General features: G+C 44.2%; 14 protein-coding genes. 8 read left to right on the forward strand and 6 right to left on the reverse strand.

The genetic code is table 11. The annotated features are described in order from the left end of the window. Window positions 1–385: 385 nt before the first annotated feature. From ACJ2PR_RS07700 to nadA, 6 genes are all read left to right on the forward strand, one after another. On the forward strand, window positions 386–1,273 hold the full coding sequence (locus ACJ2PR_RS07700) for an ABC transporter permease (protein WP_446876595.1): 888 nt from the start codon (window positions 386–388) through the stop codon (window positions 1,271–1,273). Next, window positions 1,270–2,577: an ABC transporter ATP-binding protein gene (locus ACJ2PR_RS07705; protein ID WP_446876596.1), complete on the forward strand. Its 1,308-nt coding sequence runs from the start codon at window positions 1,270–1,272 to the stop codon at window positions 2,575–2,577. Before ACJ2PR_RS07700 ends, ACJ2PR_RS07705 begins: the two co-directional genes overlap by 4 nt. Before the next feature lie 11 nt (window positions 2,578–2,588). Then, window positions 2,589–3,674 (forward strand): glycosyltransferase family A protein, encoded by a 1,086-nt coding sequence (locus ACJ2PR_RS07710; RefSeq protein ID WP_446876597.1) that lies wholly within the window; start codon window positions 2,589–2,591, stop codon window positions 3,672–3,674. A 235-nt stretch (window positions 3,675–3,909) separates the two neighbouring features. After that, complete coding sequence (locus ACJ2PR_RS07715) at window positions 3,910–4,887, forward strand: glycosyltransferase family 2 protein (protein WP_446876598.1); 978 nt, start codon at window positions 3,910–3,912, stop codon at window positions 4,885–4,887. Window positions 4,888–5,047: 160 nt separating this feature from the next. After that, window positions 5,048–6,151 (forward strand): glycosyltransferase family 2 protein, encoded by a 1,104-nt coding sequence (locus ACJ2PR_RS07720; RefSeq protein ID WP_446876599.1) that lies wholly within the window; start codon window positions 5,048–5,050, stop codon window positions 6,149–6,151. A gap of 392 nt (window positions 6,152–6,543) precedes the next feature. Then, complete coding sequence (gene nadA / locus ACJ2PR_RS07725; protein WP_446876600.1) at window positions 6,544–7,515, forward strand: quinolinate synthase NadA; 972 nt, start codon at window positions 6,544–6,546, stop codon at window positions 7,513–7,515. A gap of 183 nt (window positions 7,516–7,698) precedes the next feature. On the opposite strand, the gene ACJ2PR_RS07730 is transcribed toward nadA, so the two are convergent. From ACJ2PR_RS07730 to ACJ2PR_RS07750, 5 genes are all read right to left on the reverse strand, one after another. Next, a complete protein-coding gene (locus tag ACJ2PR_RS07730; protein ID WP_446867464.1) occupies window positions 7,699–7,938 on the reverse strand; it encodes a type II toxin-antitoxin system HicA family toxin in 240 nt (79 codons plus the stop codon). Beyond that, a complete protein-coding gene (locus tag ACJ2PR_RS07735; protein WP_446867463.1) occupies window positions 7,931–8,194 on the reverse strand; it encodes a type II toxin-antitoxin system HicB family antitoxin in 264 nt (87 codons plus the stop codon). Before ACJ2PR_RS07735 ends, ACJ2PR_RS07730 begins: the two co-directional genes overlap by 8 nt. Before the next feature lie 109 nt (window positions 8,195–8,303). After that, window positions 8,304–8,753 carry a tetratricopeptide repeat protein gene (locus ACJ2PR_RS07740; protein ID WP_446867462.1) on the reverse strand — a complete coding sequence of 150 codons (450 nt, stop codon included), beginning with the start codon at window positions 8,751–8,753 and terminating at the stop codon, window positions 8,304–8,306. 35 nt (window positions 8,754–8,788) lie between these two features. Beyond that, window positions 8,789–11,992 carry a tetratricopeptide repeat protein gene (locus ACJ2PR_RS07745; protein WP_446876601.1) on the reverse strand — a complete coding sequence of 1,068 codons (3,204 nt, stop codon included), beginning with the start codon at window positions 11,990–11,992 and terminating at the stop codon, window positions 8,789–8,791. Between the two features lie 41 nt (window positions 11,993–12,033). Next, window positions 12,034–13,002 carry a hypothetical protein gene (locus ACJ2PR_RS07750; protein ID WP_446876602.1) on the reverse strand — a complete coding sequence of 323 codons (969 nt, stop codon included), beginning with the start codon at window positions 13,000–13,002 and terminating at the stop codon, window positions 12,034–12,036. Between the two features lie 650 nt (window positions 13,003–13,652). Between ACJ2PR_RS07750 and ACJ2PR_RS07755 the strand changes: the two genes are divergently transcribed. Together ACJ2PR_RS07755 and ACJ2PR_RS07760 are read left to right on the forward strand one after the other, a co-directional pair. Next, complete coding sequence (locus tag ACJ2PR_RS07755; RefSeq protein WP_446876603.1) at window positions 13,653–15,383, forward strand: ArnT family glycosyltransferase; 1,731 nt, start codon at window positions 13,653–13,655, stop codon at window positions 15,381–15,383. Beyond that, entirely contained in the window at window positions 15,383–17,023 is a 1,641-nt protein-coding gene (locus tag ACJ2PR_RS07760) for an ArnT family glycosyltransferase (RefSeq protein WP_446876604.1), read from the forward strand. The genes ACJ2PR_RS07755 and ACJ2PR_RS07760 overlap by 1 nt, the downstream gene beginning before the upstream one ends. Here ACJ2PR_RS07760 and ACJ2PR_RS07765 read toward each other — a convergent pair. Beyond that, the gene (locus tag ACJ2PR_RS07765; RefSeq protein WP_446856387.1) at window positions 17,020–17,346 is read right to left on the reverse strand and encodes a hypothetical protein; all 327 of its coding nucleotides are present in this window, start codon (window positions 17,344–17,346) and stop codon (window positions 17,020–17,022) included. The two genes, ACJ2PR_RS07760 and ACJ2PR_RS07765, sit on opposite strands and share 4 nt — an antisense overlap. Window positions 17,347–17,672: the final 326 nt, after the last annotated feature.

The raw sequence follows: 17,672 nt of genomic DNA on the forward strand, positions 1-17,672 counted from the left end.
TCAGATTGAGGCAGGTCAAAGGATAAGTACCATTACTACAGCGATCCTAATTTAAGTTGCAAGACTCAGAAACACCCCTAAGTTCTCTTGGGTGAAGATATTCATGAATGTCCTGACAAAAGAAATGCTAAGAGAAGAGTGGATAGAACAATCTCTAACTACATTCACCTTCAGTAATTTTAGTTGAAGTTTATCTAATGTGCTCACTGATACTGGCTCTCCACAAGCTTAATAGAAAATTCCTTCACTGACAAGAGTTATCGTTATTTAAGTTTTGTGTAAGTTCATATGGCATTGGTATAACTTACTTAAATTTGAACTTCTTTCATCTGCGACTGGTTATCAAACACTGTCACGATTAAGCCTTTATTCCTGTGTTGAAATTATGAATCATCGAAATCAACCTGGAGCCTACATGCATCGTCGTTCCTCTCAGCGCGTTTCTTACTCTACTGATAGTCGGATTCGTCAGCCAATAAAGTTGTTCCGGGAGATGGGTCGAGATCTCCTCGCTTCGCGGGAACTAGCCTGGCGCTTGCTGATACGAGATCTTAGTGCTCAGTATCGCCAATCGTTTCTAGGGGTGTTTTGGGCATTTGTACCACCCTTGGTCACATCGCTGGGACTAGTGCTTGCTCGAAATAGTGGAGTCATCAATATTAGTGAGACAGATCTGCCCTATCCTGCTTATGTGATGTTTAGCATGACTATCTGGCAAACCTTTGTAGAAGCGTTGAATGGGCCGATCGCAGCAGTCGGACAAGCCAAGCAAATGCTGGCAAAGATTAATTTTCCTCGTGAGGCAATTGTTTTAGCAAAGTTGGGTGAAGTGTTTTTCAACTTCGCGATTAAGCTTATTCTAATTCTTGGGTTATTTCTCTGGTTCAAAATTCCTGTAACTTGGAGTGCTTGGTTAGCTCCAGTCGCGTTAGTTCACCTGGTAATGTTGGGGACGGCGATCGGGCTTTTGTTAGCCCCCCTAGGGACGCTTTATGGTGATATTTCAAAGGTACTCCCGATCATTACGGCTCCCTGGATGCTGCTAACTCCAGTTATCTATCCAGTTCCTCAAGCGGGTTGGTTTGGGTCAGTAGTTCGCTTAAACCCAGTCACACCATTACTGATCACAATTCGGGAACTACCGACCACTGGGGTAGTCTCAGATCCAGTTGGATTTTGGATCGTGAGTGGATTTGCACTAGTTGGCTTATTGGTTGCTTGGGTGATCTATCGGTTAGCAATGCCTTATGTTATTGAACGAATGAGTGCATGAACATTACACCACTTTCTAAAAGTGCTGCTCAAGAGGTGGCAATTCTAGCGCCCTCCAGCGATGATGATATTGTCTTGTCTGTCAATGGGGTATCAAAGAAGTTTTGCCGTAATTTGAAACTCTCCTTGCTGTATGGAATGCAAGATATCGCCTCAGAATTAGTAGGTTCGCGGGGTGGTCACAAGAATGAATTACGCAAGCAAGAATTTTGGGCGCTCAAAGATATAAGCTTTCAACTGCGACGAGGTGAGGCTCTAGGTCTTGTCGGTAAAAACGGTAGTGGAAAGTCAACCATTCTGCGGGTGATTGCTGGACTGATTAACCCAGACGCAGGGACGGTAACCGTCAATGGACGAGTTGCACCACTCATTGCATTGGGCGCAGGGTTTAATCCGATTTTAACTGGACGAGAAAACATCTATGCGAATATGTCCATTTTAGGATTGACCCAGAAGGAAATTGATGAGCGGTTTGAGGAGGTCGTTGAATTTGCTGAGATTGGGGAAGCGATCGAGTCTCCATTACAAAGCTATAGCTCTGGGATGGCAGCCCGATTGGGCTTTGCTAGTGCAATCCATACAAATCCAGAAATTCTCTTGATTGATGAAGTCCTAGCAGTTGGAGACAGCCGTTTTCGGGGAAAGTGTTTCCAAAAACTACATGAACTTCGTCAAAATGGCACAGCTTTTATTCTGGTTAGCCACAATGCCCACTCCATACTCACGGTTTGTGATGAAGCCGTTTATTTTGCCAAAGGGCATCTCAAGAGTATGGGCCCTGTTGCCTCAGTGATGAGCCACTATGAACAAGATCTGTTTATCGATGCCGAAATAGATGCCAGTCTTATTGGGATACCTGCCCTAAAAAAACGCCCCACCGTAGGTTTCGATATTCAAGGAATCGTCTTTAGAGATGAAAAGAACATAGTAGTTGAAAAGCCGATTAGTGGTTGTGCAACTTCTATTGGTATTCAAGCAAAGGTTTTAGATAGTTTAACCAATGTGAGTATTACGATCGCCATCAAAGGTCTAACAGAAGGCGGAGAGATGATGCTTTCACTGAATAGTTTCAATGACTCTATTCCGATCGAGTTGCTGCCAGGAGAGTACGAAATCCAACTACAAATGCCCTATCTCGGACTCAGACTTGGAGACTATTTAATGGATGTATATGTCAAGAAAGATAAGCTGTTTCATTTAGATGCAGTAGAATCTTTTCGCTTTACTGTTGAGCCAGGTCAAGACGCGATCGGCAGGTCACTTTTTTATCAACCTAGAAGCTGGAATGTTTTTGTTGCCAAATAAAGGAGAGTATTATGCAATTGTCAAACGTAATCTCAACAAGCCCCAGAGAATCTACACTTCCAACGTTTTCTCTTGTCTTTGAAACCGAAAACCTCTCCAGCGTTGAGCTTGATAACATTTATCGGAGCTTAAACTCCCTGGTCACTCAAGATATTTCGCTAGAGCAAGCCAACGAATTTTTGATTATTGATAGCGGCGATGCACCACCAGAATTGATTGCAGAAATATGCTCAAATTATCCGTGGATTCAAGTTCACCCTGCCCCTCATATTGGCTATTATGCAGCGAAAATGCTGGGCGCATCGCTTGCTACAGGCGATATTGTCATTTATTGCGATTCTGATTGTGTCTACACACCAAACTGGCTAAGAGACCTTCTCGTCAGCTTTAATCAGTATCCAGACATCAATATGGTTGCTGGAGAAACGACGACTCCTATTCGATCTATCTACGAACTAGCGATCGCTCTGCATTATTTCTTTCCTCGATTGTCTAATCAAAGCGACACTTATATTTCTGATAGCTACTTTCTGAATAATGTTGCTTTTCGTCGAGCTTTTCTACTAAGCAATCCAATTCCAACATCTCTACCGCTATATCGGGGTAACTGCAACATTCATCATCACTTTTTACAGCGTTTCCACCAGGAGAAGATCATAAAGCGCCCCCAAGCTCAGGCCCTACATGAGCCTCCTACAGTGGGATTTATAACTTGGCGGTACTTGCTAAAGGGGCGCGACAGCGTTATCAGAGAGTGTATCAAAGCCTCCCTCACGCAAGACTCTAAAATCACCAACCTCTCAACCTCTTTTACACTGAGTCCATTTGAGCGCGTGTGCGGAATTCTATCGAGTATCTTGAGCATCAAGCCCCTTAACATACCGCAAGTTCGCTCTGTGCTGCGTGAGGATAAGACCCGGATTTTATTATTTCCTCTGGCGCTTCCCATTGTGTTGTTGTTTGAGATGGTGTTTATCTTGGGTAAGGTCGCTACATACTTGAATTTCAACTTGATCTTGAATCTTTATTACACTTTCTCAGGAGAGTCAGAAAATAAAGAGACTGCCACCCATGAAGATGTCTCCCAATTTTCGTAGGTTTGCAAAACAGTTTGGATAAGGGCAACTCACCGCTGAAAAAACTCTAGTCGCCTTGGGGATGTTTGGAAAAATCCTATCGTGGGTCAAAAATTTCTCAACCATCCTCTTCAACTGACCAAGCTTTAAATCAAGGGCTGCGATCGCTTAAATCTCTCATAGAACAGCAATCCTGCATAAAACAATGTCTAGTTCATCACTAGATTATTGGTTGTAAGAAATAGGTGAGTAAGCCATGACGACCATTTCAGTTGTTATTCCTGCCTACAACGCGGAAGCTACGATCGGAGAAACTGTTGATTCAGTGCTCCATCAAACTTTCTCAGATATCGAGGTCATTGTTGTCATCGATCGGTCTTCAGACTCGACCTTCGAGATTGTTTCAGCGAAACCAGATCCTCGGATTAAGGTCATTGTGTGTGACAAGGGTAATGCTGCGGCTAGCCGCAATATCGGTTTTGCTCAAGCTTCTGGCGAATGGATTGCATTTCTCGATTCAGATGATTTGTGGTTGCCTGATAATCTGTCAGATCAATGGAAGGCTTTACAACCTCCTGTGAAGGCAGCCGTTGCCTATAGCTGGTTCGATCGAATTGATGAATCTGGCAAATTAATCGGAATAGGTGGGCGTTGTAATTATTCCGGCAATGTTCATGCTGAGTTGTTGTTGAGTAATATCGTGGGTAATGGTTCTAACTCACTGATAGCGAGAGCGGCTTTGGAAGCAGTCGGAGGATTCGACGAGTCGCTGTCTCATAGCGAAGATCGAGACTTATATGTGAAGTTAGCTGAAAAATATGAGTTTGTTTCAGTTCCCAAAGTTAACTTGCTTTATCGGGTCTCCATGCGCTCAAAGTCCTTTCGAGATATTTTTCGGTCAGAAGCCTCTTACTTACAACTCATTGAAGGTGCGTACAACCGCGCTCCGGAGTCTCTTCGTCACCTAAAATCACAAAGCTTTTCCAATCATTATCAATATTTGATCTCTAAAGCATTGAGTAGCTCAAGCGGTTGGAAAAAATATTGGATTGCTCTGCAACTTTGGACTCATTACTGCGTCAAGCGACCAGGATGCTTGAGTTTTCTGTTGCTAAAAAGAGATTTGCTGCTAAAAATTCTAAATGGAGCCTTTTCAGCATCCGGCTTTCATATAAAGGCTCATTTAAATCTATATTTTTTCAGATTATTCAATACGGCAAAAAGTACTGAATAATAGCGTGGAAATCCCTCAGTTATACTGCCTGTTGTTGAAAAAATGAGTGCCTGGGTGTAGTGAGTTTTGTTTGAAGGAAAGCAGGTTCTGAAAGAGTCTCAATTGCTAACCGTAATTCATATCACCTCTACGACAGCGTGTAACTCATAGCGTAAATTTTATGTCTCACCCAACTCCTAAAGTCAGCGTCGTTATGTCGGTCTACAATGGCTCTCAATATTTGCGAGAAGCTGTAGACAGTATCTTAAACCAAACCTTTACCGACTTTGAGTTCATCATTATCAATGATTGTTCTACAGATAGCACTTGGCCTATTTTAATTGAGTATGCCGATCGAGATTCTCGGATTGTATTACTTCATAACGAACGTAATTTAGGACTAACAAAGTCACTAAATAAGGGCTTGAGTTTATCTAAAGGCAAGTATATTGCGCGTCAGGATGGTGATGATATTTCTTTTCTCGATCGCTTGAGTCAGCAGTTTGACTATCTGGAAATGCATCCTGAAGTGGGTACGATCGGGACGGCCGTTGAGTTGATCAATCCCCAAGGGAGTAAAATAGGAGAGGATTATCCTCCTTCAGAGCATGAAAGATTAGAAGCAGCTTTTCTGTTTAATAATCCCATGCATCATTCAACTCTGATGTCACAAAGTGCCCTCATGCAGAGCATAGGGGGTTATAACGAAACGTTTTTGAGATCCCAAGATTATGATATGTTTTGGCGCTTGAGCCGTCAGTCTCGATTAGAAAACATTTCTAGAATCTTACTAAAACGCCGGATGGATGACAGGTCGCGAATAACTACAATCCATCGTAAAGAACAACTTGAATATGCTTACAAGATTTCCCTAAATGCTGTTCAAGAACTTACAGGTACCCAGTGCTATCTTCCAGAAACGAGCTATCAAAGACTCTGGTGGGCTTTGCTTCAGACATTGGACAACGATGCTTATCAAAAATATTGGCTAATGGCGGAAGGAGTAGACGGAGAATTGACTCACAGAGATATTAAAGCTCTCAATTCCTTCTGGGATTTCATTAGAAGTCGTCCGCTAGCGCCAGTTGTCTGGGGGCAACTATTGGAAGGATTGCTCGTCAATCTGTTTGCTCAAAGAAAACTTATAGAAGGGTTACAGCTTATCCATTTGATAAGGTTTCGATGGAAAACTGATCTCAACTCTTCTCTAGCTTTTAAGAGTTTTCTCAAACCTTATGCACCTAAGTTTCTATTAAAAGTTTGGAGAAAAGTAGCGCAGTTTTAGGAGACCGTTTGTGTAAGTGGGTCGATTAGAGCCGATTCAAAGTAATTATGGACTCTGGTCTTCAAGTCTCGTGTGGTTGATTTGAGTTTTGATTCGACAAGGGCACATTTGCCATAGGTTCACTTGGGTTCGATTTCACCCAACCAAGGATTTGTACCAAGTATTCGCATCGTAGGATTGGCGAAGTTATGTTCAGCCAATGCTGTTCATTTAATCATCCTATGTTCATTTAATCACCCCAAAGGGACTGCTCTTTCTAGTCTGTATTTCTGGACAGATGTGAACTGAGTTTTGAGCGAGTTAGTAGGTTTAGATAAAAGTAAACTTGTTAGTTTTGGTGAATTAAACTATAATAACAGGAACACAGGTCTTTTATTCAACCGATCGCCATCGTGTTTACTCAGCTTTCCTCTCCAACGGTTCGTTTGCATCGTGATTTGCCTCGTGATTTGTTTGAGGCGATCGCAGACCTCAAGCGCGAACTCAATGCAGTCATTTTGGCGCACTACTATCAAGACCCCGATATTCAAGATGTGGCTGATTTCTTAGGCGATTCGCTGGGGCTTTCGCAGCAGGCCGCTCAGACAGACGCGGATGTGATCGTCTTTGCGGGGGTGCATTTCATGGCAGAAACAGCCAAAATTCTCAACCCCAACAAGCTCGTTTTACTGCCTGATTTGAATGCGGGGTGTTCTCTGGCCGATAGCTGCCCGCCGGATGCCTTTGCTGAATTTAAGGCAAAACATCCCGATCATTTGGTAATTTCTTATATAAATTGCACAGCAGACATTAAGGCGATGAGTGACATTATTTGCACTAGCGCCAATGCGGTGTCGATCGTGCGTCAGATTCCAGTCGATCAGCCGATTATTTTTGCGCCCGATCGCAATCTCGGCAAGTATGTCAGTGAGCAATCTGGACGCGATCTGGTGCTGTGGCAAGGAAGCTGTATGGTGCATGAGACGTTTTCAGAAAAGAAAATGGTGCAACTTCAGATTCAATATCCTGACGCTGAGGTGATTGCTCACCCAGAATGTGAACCTGCTGTTTTGCGTCATGCAAATTTCATCGGTTCGACAACGGCGTTATTGAAGTATTGTCAGCAAAGTGTGAGTCAGTCTTTTATTGTGGCGACCGAGGCAGGCATTCTTCACCAGATGGCAAAAGCCGCCCCCGACAAGCAGTTTATTCCTGCTCCACCGATGAGCAACTGTGCCTGCAATGAGTGCCCCCACATGCGTCTCAATACGCTAGAGAAGCTGTATCTCGCCATGAAAAACCGCACCCCAGAAATCACCTTACCCGAAGCCACTCGACTCGCGGCCCTCCGACCGATGCAGCGAATGCTAGAAATGAGTGTTTGAGGCTGAGGAAGCTGTTTGAGAAATCCAGATCAGAACAGCCATCAACAGAGAATAGCATCATCATGGAGTTTGCTTGAGTGATATTTGAGCTTGTTGGATATCAACGATCGCGCCTACAAAAGTCAAAAAGTCCATGCCTAAGAGACCATCGACTCCAGCACTAGAGGGAAGGTCTAGACAGCATCAACCCAATAGTTCTTCAATTTCCTCATCTGTAAAGCCAAATTGTCTGAAGATCCTCAACACATAAGCTGGAGACATTTCACCTGCGCCCATATCGATCGGGACAATTCTTTTCTCATCCTCAACAATCCGACGATACAGGCAGTGATCTCCCTTACCTTCGCGATAGAATGTGCAGCCTGCCCGTTCTAAAATTTTGATCAGTTGCTTTGGCTTGAGTGAAGGGATGTTTTTAGGCATGGACTGCCCGTAGTTCGTAAGTTTCTAAGGTTGGCTCTTGAGAGTCAATGTTGAGAAACTCATGCAGCGCTTTGATGGATACAGGTTCAGAGTAGAGATTGTCAGACTGATCGACTAGCTGTACTGAGTCGATCGCGTCTTTTAGCTTTTGAATGGCTGTATCCTGGGTGTGTCCTTGCCCAACAACGCCGTTCTCTAGGCAGAGTGCGACCCAGTATCCTGCGCTTTGTCTTAGAACAAGAGTGTAGAAGTCCATAAGCCTGAATGGTAAGACCTGTTTTTAGGGTATCAGCCGCGTTTGCAAGCGTGATCGCCTCTTCATTTTAACCAGCGATCGTGTTTCTCATGGCTGCCCTTGTGATCGTTTAGTTGATCGACTGACGTAGAACGATCGCCTTTTCCAAGTATTCCACTACTTTGTCATAGCGCCCTTGCAGTTTGCACTGTGCCGCCATGTCGTCATAGAGCGTTGCTAGATTTATTTGTATTCGCTGGGTGTCGGGATGGGCTAGACCAAATTTTGTGGTCAGAATTTGAAGTGATCGCACCAACAAGGGTTCCGCCTGGTCATAGCGCCCTTGCAATGCGTACAACCCTGCCAGATTATTCAGACTGGTTGCCGCATCGGGATGGTCTGGCCCTAACTGCTGCTCTCGAATCTGGAGCGATCGCACATACAAAGGTTCGGCTGCCTCATACCGTCCCTGTGAGTCGTACAACTGTGCCAAATTATTTAGACTGGTTGCCGTATCGGGATGGTCGCCTCCTAACTGCTGCTCTCGAATCTGGAGCGATCGCACCGTGGGATTCAGCAAGGAATCAATTTCTTTAGAGCAGAAATTTTATGGTTCTACTTCAAAATTCTGATATGCGTTGCATGATAACCGTCATTAGTAGTTTCCACCTCGACTTCAACAAGTGTTCCTTTCTGCAACTGTGATAAGCAATTGGTGCCAATATATTTAGCGCTGAAATAAATATCTTTTCCTCCATCGTGAGGAGCAATATGTCCCCATCGGTAATTATTCTGAGGATGAGTCTTGATATGTAACACCAAACCTGTTTTTATTGACGAAACTAGACCTTGACGTAAGTCTGATAAGCCTGAATGAGCAGGTAAAATTTGTAATATCTCATCACAGTAATTCAAAACATCGCTACGTCTATTAGTTCCTTGAATTGCTCCCCGAAATGCTTCCTCCACAGCAGCGTGAGCTTCTTCCAAATGTTGAGTGTTGCTAGCAATCTTAATCGCCTCATGAAGATGGTTTACTGACCAATTAAGGCTTTCCTGACCGCTGTTTTTTGCATACAGTTGCCCCAACCTACAAAGAGCAGTTACCTGTTCCTTTACTCTTTGTTGAGAATCACTAAACTTTTTAGCTTCGCTGAGAACATTACTATAGCAATCTTCAGCTTCATGATATTTGTTCTGGTTTTCAAAGGACTCAGCGCGTATTTTCCACCATACTAATAAATTGCGTTGCTCCTGTAGCTTATCAAATCTATTCCGATACTCCTCAAGACTTTTTTCTGCTTCATCCCACTCCTGAATATCTAGTAAACTATTGATACCTCTTAGTCCATGCTCTAGTTGCTTTTGATCGTTCAGTTTTAGACTAATTTCAATTTGATAATTAAAATCATGAAGGGCATCATTATAATTTTTCAGTCTCTTGTGCAGCAATCCTCGTATATTCAAGCTACTTGCTAATTCTTGAAGATGGTCAATCTCTGTATAAATTTCGATGGCATATTCAACCGTTCTTTTTGCTTCACTGAAATTACCTCTCTGCTTAAATAGATTTGATAAATCTCTTAAGGTGGAAGCTAAATTTTCTTGACTTTCAAGATAGCTGCGGAGCTTAAATACACGTATAAAATTATTTAGGGCATCTTCAAGATCACGCTGTCTATGAAAAAAACCTCCTAAATGCATTAAGCAAAGTGCTGTTTGTTTCAGATTACCAATTTTTTCAGCTATGGCGACTCTGCGTTGAAAAGCTTTTTGAGCTTCATCAGTTTTAGGAGGTTCTAATAATAAACTCAACTTGGCTAACCTCTCTAGAGGAACAATTTCTCGTCTTTCATCTTTCAAATCTTTCCAAAGCTGAAGTTCGCAATTAACGTAGTATATAGCTTGGTCTTTATCACCTCGCCTCTCGTACAATCTACTTAATTGCTCTAGGCTAATTGCTAAATAGTTCCATTGTTTTAATTCTTTACTAACTTCAATGGAACGCTTATAGCTATTTAAGGCTTCAGCAAACCGACTTTCATCAGACTCACTTAGTTTTCCAAGCAAGAAACCTTCACAGTTTAATCCCCTTGCGATTGAGTATTTATCATCAAGACTTTGGTTAAGGGTGTTGACCTCTTGATATATTTCTAGAGCGCGCTTAAAATCTTCCTTATCTTGTAAAACTGCTCCTAAACTATCAAGAACATTTCGCTTTTCTAGGTCACTTAGCTTCTCTTTCTCTACGGTCAAACGTGCTTCCTCTAAGAAAATTTCTGCCTGATTTAGTGCCTCTTCTGATTTCCTCTTTTGTAAAAGTCTAGCTCGACGAACTAAGTATTTTACTCTGGCACGTTGGCAAGTTTTAGAGCTTTCAATTTTCGCTAGAGTTGAATTAATAATATTAGCCTCTAGCATCTCTTCTGCCTCTAGCAAATGTCCTTGAAAAGCAAGATATTTTGCCTGACGAGTGCGGAATGTGATTACAGCCTCCCAATCTGCTGAATCTTCTGCCAACTTCTGAAATCCTCCCATTAGCCTAATTGCTTGAGACCAATAGCTGTGGCCATGTTCTCCAAATAATCGGTTTAAGCGGTTGCTGAACTGCAAGTAATTGTAAGTTCTCAATATAGAATTATCTTGTCGTTGTAACCATTGTGCTGCCAAAATAATATCATCAAAATCTTTTGCAACTGTAGAAACATCTTCTTGTCCTTGAACTTCTCTAACAGTTTCTATGAAAAATTCAGCACATCGCCTTTCTACTTCCTCTTGTTTGTTACTTTTCCTTAGACAATATCGAGCGTAAACACGAATCAGAGTATGAAATATATATCGGTCTCCTGCTTTACATAGTAAACAAAGATGGAGAAGTCGCGTAAGATATTTTTTGGTTTTTGATTTTGTACAGCCGCTTGCTACTATTGCTGTCTGAAGTGAAAATCCTTGTTCAGCACAAACTCCTAAGCATGAGAAGAATTCAACTGCACCTTGTTCATCTTTCTCTAGGCGTTGCAGGCTAGAATCCAACGATATAATAATGTTTAGGTCAGTATTAAATTCAAGTTCTTCTAGAAGATCCTTGTCCTGCCATAAAGTGTTTTTAGCCTCTTTTAATGAGGCTGCATAGCTGTCGAGACTCTGATCGTTTGGATGCTTAAGATTTAAAGCAGCTATTTTCACTGCTAATGGAAGCCCCCCTAATGCTTTAATAATGTCATCAACTGCTTTGAGAACGAAGCGAGATTCATCGTCTAAAGTATCTCTAAATAGCTTGCGAGAATCTTCGAGAGGTAGATTGGAGACAGAAATTCTTCTGTTTTCTGGAAGAATCAGAGAATTGAAAACCTTATGATCTTTAGTTGTAAAAATAACAGAACATTGACTTTCAGGGAGAAGTAGAGGTTCAATAGTACGATGATCAGTAACATCATCGAAAATCAACAACATTTTACGATTTGCAATAAATTCTTGCATAATCGCTTCAGCATCTTGCCAACTGTTTTCTGATTCAATCTCTTCTCCACAACGGCGTGCAAGACGAAAAGCAATGGCTATCGCCGTCTCACCACAAACTTTCAATGAAATTACACCATCTGGAAATTCTTTCCTATAAATGTAGGCAAAATGTTGAGCGAGAGCAGACTTACCGAAACCTGCACCCCCGACTAACCCAACAACGTAACGGTCTTGCTCTTCTTCTGAATTGATCAAGAGTTTTTCGAGTTTGCCTAATTCCTCGCTTCGTCCAGTAAAGTTTTTAACGTCTCTTAATGCCGCCTCCTTATTATCTGCAAAGAAGGGAGATTTAGGCATTCGCGTACCACGACCGTTCCTCTCTTGAGAGCGATCGCGATCTACAACTTTTTTGCCAGTTCTTTAGACCACCTTCTAAACGTCGGGAAATTCGTTTGCAAAAATTTCTCCAAATCCAACTCACCTTCCGTCGCCAGACTCACAAACGGCGGAATTGCTGACAACGCCCACTTCACCTTAATCGCCGCCGAAGTCTCCGGTCGGTTCAATTTGTCCCGTAGTCCCAGCAAAATCTGCATGATTTCCGTCGGAGAGTCCTGCTGCGCCTCCAGCCGACCCACCGATTCGACAATTTCCGCCACAATGACTTCAGCATCTGGGTCTGCGATCACTTCCGGTGCAGACTTAGCCAAAATCTGCCAATACTCTTGCTCGTATTCACGAATTTTCGGCTTAATCTTTAGTCGTAATTCCTGCTCAATCTGAACTTTGGGCAATCCTCCTCTCAGCAAAGCTTCTTGTTCAAGCTCGGCTTGTTGCTCTTGAAGGATTTCTAACTGATTTTCTAGGTGACGCAAGCGATCGTGAGACATGAGAGTGGTTTTAGGGTTATCAGATTTCGATTGTGTCCCAAAATGCAGTGTCGGATTGCCCTGAATTTGAATAATCGGCTGGTCTTGCCTTTCATTTACCTGTAATCCTTGCCCACCAAAAATCTGCTGGACGTTTTTAGCATTCACATCCTCAAACCGAACCAACACCTGATGGATTTCTTGAGCGATCGGCCTCACCATTTCCACAAATGCTGGATTCTCCATCTCCTTCAGCAAATAATTTTGCACCTGCTTTAGCTCAGGCTCTGACCCTTTTGCCGCTGCTTCTAGCAACTTATCTGTTCCCGGCTTGCCCTTAAAGCAACGATCCCAGACCACCTGTCCCAACTTTTGAATCGGTGCCGTTGCTGCTTCCACCACTTTTTCGCCAAGCTTGGAGCCTACCCCTTCATAGAGCTTATCGAGAATAATTTTTGCGATCGGAGTCGCCAGCAAAAGGGGAATTGTTTCCAACATAGATTCTAGTGACGAATGAGGAGAAGGGCTGTATCTTTTTTAGCAAAGAAATTCTCAATCCGCCCGGAAACTCCACGATCGATTTATCGGTTGTCTCATTTGGAAAGGGAACGATCGAGTTGAAAGAGGGACAATTGCTACCCAAACCCAAAACATTTCCATCTAAAACAAGAACATTCCAACTCAGAACAAGAACATCCCAACTTAGAACAAGAACATCCCAACTCAGAACAAGAACATCCCAACTCAGAACAAGAACGTCCCCGCCTAAAACGAGAACGCTTCCTTTTTTAATGCGACTAATCCGCCTGAACCCTACAAGAGTGCCTGCTGAGACTTTACCTTCTTGGGTCTGCGAGCAAACCGTTGCCCCAACTCATCCACCGCCGCCTCGAAGCCCGACCCCTGTCCGCTGACCTTAGCCTTCCTTAGATCCCAATAACTAATAACCAAAAACCAAAACCACGCCACCGAACTGTCTCACGACCAATTTAAGACTGCTATAGCCCAAAGATCCAAGCGCCTCTGAACGAGAACATCACAGCCACAAAGAACATCATTACTCCTCTCTGGTTACGGTTTCAAAAAGTGTGGTTTCGTGTCAAACTACCGCTTGCTGACTTGCTTCTGCATAGAGGAGTTTCGATCGCTTGAATCCGCAGATTTTTGGGCAGAAATTGCCGCCCTGGATCATCCGTCTTTTGCCGATCGTTTGGATCTTCCTGTTGAGTTGTCTGGTCTTTTTTGATCGACTCGGCAGCACGGGATTACTCGACGAAACAGAACCGCTCTTTGTCGAAGCCGCCCGTCAGATGACCGTCACCGGAAACTGGATCACGCCTTATTTCAACGAAGTCACCCGATTTGACAAGCCACCGCTAATCTACTGGCTGATAGCGATCGGCTTCAAAGCGATCGGAGTCAACGAATGGGCCGCCCGTCTCCCCTCCGCCCTCGCTGGCACGCTCCTCACTGCCTTCTGCTTCCACATTCTCAACATCCATCACAAAGCCAACGAGCCTCCCTCCTCCCTCCTCCCTCCTCCCTCCTCCCTCCCCTACCTCGGCTCCGCCATCTGTGCGCTCAATCTTCAGTCATTCTTTTTTGGGCGATTGGGCTACTCGGATATGGTGTTGAGTGTTTGCTTTGGAGGATCGCTGTTTGCCTTCTTTTTGGCATATCTTCAGGTCGATCGCCCCCAACTTCAAGCGCGTTTTTATCTGACGTTCTATACCCTGATGGCGCTGGCAGTCTTGACCAAAGGGCCCGTAGGAATTGTGCTGCCGGGAGCGATCGTGCTTCTCTTTCTGTTTTGCGTGGGCAAGCTGCGAGAAGGGCTGAGAGAACTTAAACTTTTGCCGGGGATGCTGATCTTTTTAGGGTTGAGTGTGCCGTGGTATGGGGCGGCCTATCTTCAAAATGGAGCGGCTTTTGTAGACTCGTTTTTTGGGGTGCATAATGTCGATCGCTTCACCAGTGTCGTCAACCAACATCAAGGCCCGTGGTACTTTCACATTTTGATTGTGCTGGCGGGGTTCTTTCCCTGGTCGATTTATTTGCCTGCTGCGATCGGTCATTTTGCTCGACAAAACTGGAGACAGAAACCGCGATCGCAACACCTCGGACTGTTTGCTTTAATTTGGTTTGGGGTTGTACTGGGATTTTTTACGATCGCCGTCACAAAATACATTACTTACACCTTGCCGCTCGTCCCCGCTGCCGCCATTCTAGTCGCCCTGTGGTGGAATTATCAGATGCAAACTCAGTCCAAATCGTGGGCGTTTAAGCTGAGTGTCTATGTCAGTTTGGCATTGTGTTTGACGCTGGCGGTTTGTGCGTTTTATAGTCCCAATTGGCTCGATAGTGATCCCTCCATGCCCAATCTGGGTGAGCGAATTCGACAAGCAAAATTGGATTGGATTGGATTATTGATCTGGTTAGGAGGCGCGATCGCAGGCACAATTTTGATTTTTCAACACAAGATTCAGCGATTTTGGAGCGTTCAGTTAATCACTTACGCAGCGTTCATTTTATTGTTTGTTACGCCCGTTTTTGGAGTGATCGATATTGAGCGACAACTGCCTTTGAGAAAGGTTGCCGAAACGGTGGTGCAAATTCGTCAGGCAGATGAACCGATCGTCATGGCAACCAATTCTTTTGAGAAGCCGAGTCTGGTTTTTTACACACAACAACCGATCGTGTTTCTCAACCGCGCCCGCAAACTGCCACCTTATTTAGAAGAATTCCGTCAGAAAAAACAGCGATCGATTCTGGTGATTACAACCAGCAGCACGCTACAAGAAGCCCAAATCTCACCTCAGCAGTACGAAATGCTAAAACAGGTAGGCGTTTATCAAGTCGTTCGTTTTCTGGGTCGGTAATGCAAACAATTCAAAAATGGTGGAGCAACAAAACGAATCGGGCAATCTCAAAGAGATATCTGCCGAAGCAGATCGTCACTCTGCTGATCGGAGGGCTGGTTTTTAGAAGTCTCGTCGCGTTTTTACTACCTCCAGGGTTTGACGAAGCGTACTACTACATTTACACACTGCACCCCGACTGGAGCTATTTTGACCACCCGCCCCTCGTCGCCTGGACAACCGCTTTTGGCATCTGGCTTACAGGCAACGTCTCACAATTTACGATTCGATTAGGGGGACTGCTACTCTACACCGCAACGCTGTACTTTCTCTACCGAGCCACCGTCCAGTTATTTTCTCAGAAGGCCGGCTGGTGGACATTGGCGATCGCCTCCTGCATTCCCATCTTTCAAATCGGCTTCGGCATTCTCACACTCCCCGATGGGCCGTTGATGTTTTTTTGGTCACTCTGTTTGTGGGTAGCGGCTTGCGAATTTTTTCCATATGAACAAATATACCGTCCCACTTATCGATTAGCGCTGATCGGATTGCTCGTCGGCTTCGCCTGTTTAGGAAAGTATCATGGCTTTTTGTTAGGCTTTGGTCTGTTGGCATTTGTGTTAACTAGTTCACCTCACCGCATCGCTCTAAAATCGCCCTGGACACTTCTTAGTTTTGGATTGTTTCTATTAACGATTTCACCCATTTTGTATTGGAATGGGCAACACGATTGGGTATCTTTTCGCTTCCAAAGTAATCGTGGCATTCCCTCCAAAGGTTACAGCGTTCCCAACGTCATCAAAACTGCCCTCATTCAGTCAGCCTACCTGTTTCCAACCTTCGGACTGCCGCTCTGGTGGGTATCCCTTAAGGGACTCGTCCGCACCCTCACGCCTCACGCCTCACGCCTCACGCCTCCTCCACCCCCATCCCGCTTCCTCCTCTGGATTTCCGTCCCCGCCTTCCTCAGCTTCACCCTGATCGGAGGCTATCAGCAAATCTTGCCCACCTGGACAATGCCCGGATTTTTTGCCGCCACCCCGATGTTGGGTCAACAGGCCGCGCTCTGGCAACAACGGCATCCAAGACTAACGAAACGATGGCTAAATGGGTCAGCGATCGTCATCTTCACCCTACTCCTGATCGCCCTCTCTCACGTCAGTTTTGGCACGCTACAAACTCCCAGCAATACCGCATTTTTGGGAGGATTTCTCAAGCCAGAAGAAGATGCGTCGATCGAGCTGGTAGATATTCAGCAATTACGGCGAGAGTTTGCCAATTCTCCACAGCTTTTGGCGGCGCTCAAATCAGCCGACTTTATGTTTAGCAATCGCTTTCATCTATCAGGACATGTGGCAATGGCGTTGACACCTTTGGCCCCGATTCCGATGACTTGTTTTGATCAAAGAGACGTGCGCGGGTTTGCATTTTGGTCAGCCGCAACAGAATGGATCGGCAAAACTGGGCTATATATCACCTCAAGTCAATACCAGAAGCGAGAAGACTCGGCGGCTGAATTTGTGCCTTATTTCAAGACCTTTCAAAAGTTAGGAGAAGTGCCACTCAGACGGGGTGGAATTGTCGTTGAAACCTTCTATGTTTATCGCGGAGAAACCTTAGTCAAACCTTATCCTCGTCCGGCAGGTGGCGTAAGGTCTTAGCTTGCTTGAAAGCGATCGCTCAGTTCGTTAATTTCAAACTTTTGGGCCCACTCAATCCAATCACTCGAAACTTTGACGGTCGCAGGCAGCAAAACTGCTACATACGTCTGAGGTTGCTGAACGAGCAGAATGCAATGATTTTGTCCATAAACGATCGCGTGGTCAAAGTCACCGAGTGAGAGCAGCGATCGCAGTCCCAACGTTTGAAAGGCGGTTTGAATCCACATCAGATTGGGGTTGTCTTCGGTGGCAAAATAGCATTGAGGCAACCCCTCTAAATTAAAGGTGGCAATTCCTAAAACAGAGTCTAATCTACTAATCAATGAAATCCTCTGGGAAAAGAGCGATGAGGTGAAAAAATCAGCTTTGAGCATTTCGAGTTAGTAGATTGGGTGGATCAAAGTATATCCTTAATTATTCATGAACTAAAAAACAAATCCCTATAACTTAAGGAATAATTTCTTTTCAGGTTTGTTGGCTTTGAAATAACAAATTGGGGTTTCCACTTAAGCAGATTTACGTGATTTAATTCCTAAAACTGTGAAGCTTTTAAGACTTGCGATCGTTCTACTAATCGATCTCTAAAAAAACTTCTAAAAAAACAGTCGGTCTGTCAGAAGTAGCTCTTTTTTCACCTGTAATTTCACAC

The organism is Phormidesmis sp. 146-33, from assembly GCF_052939515.1.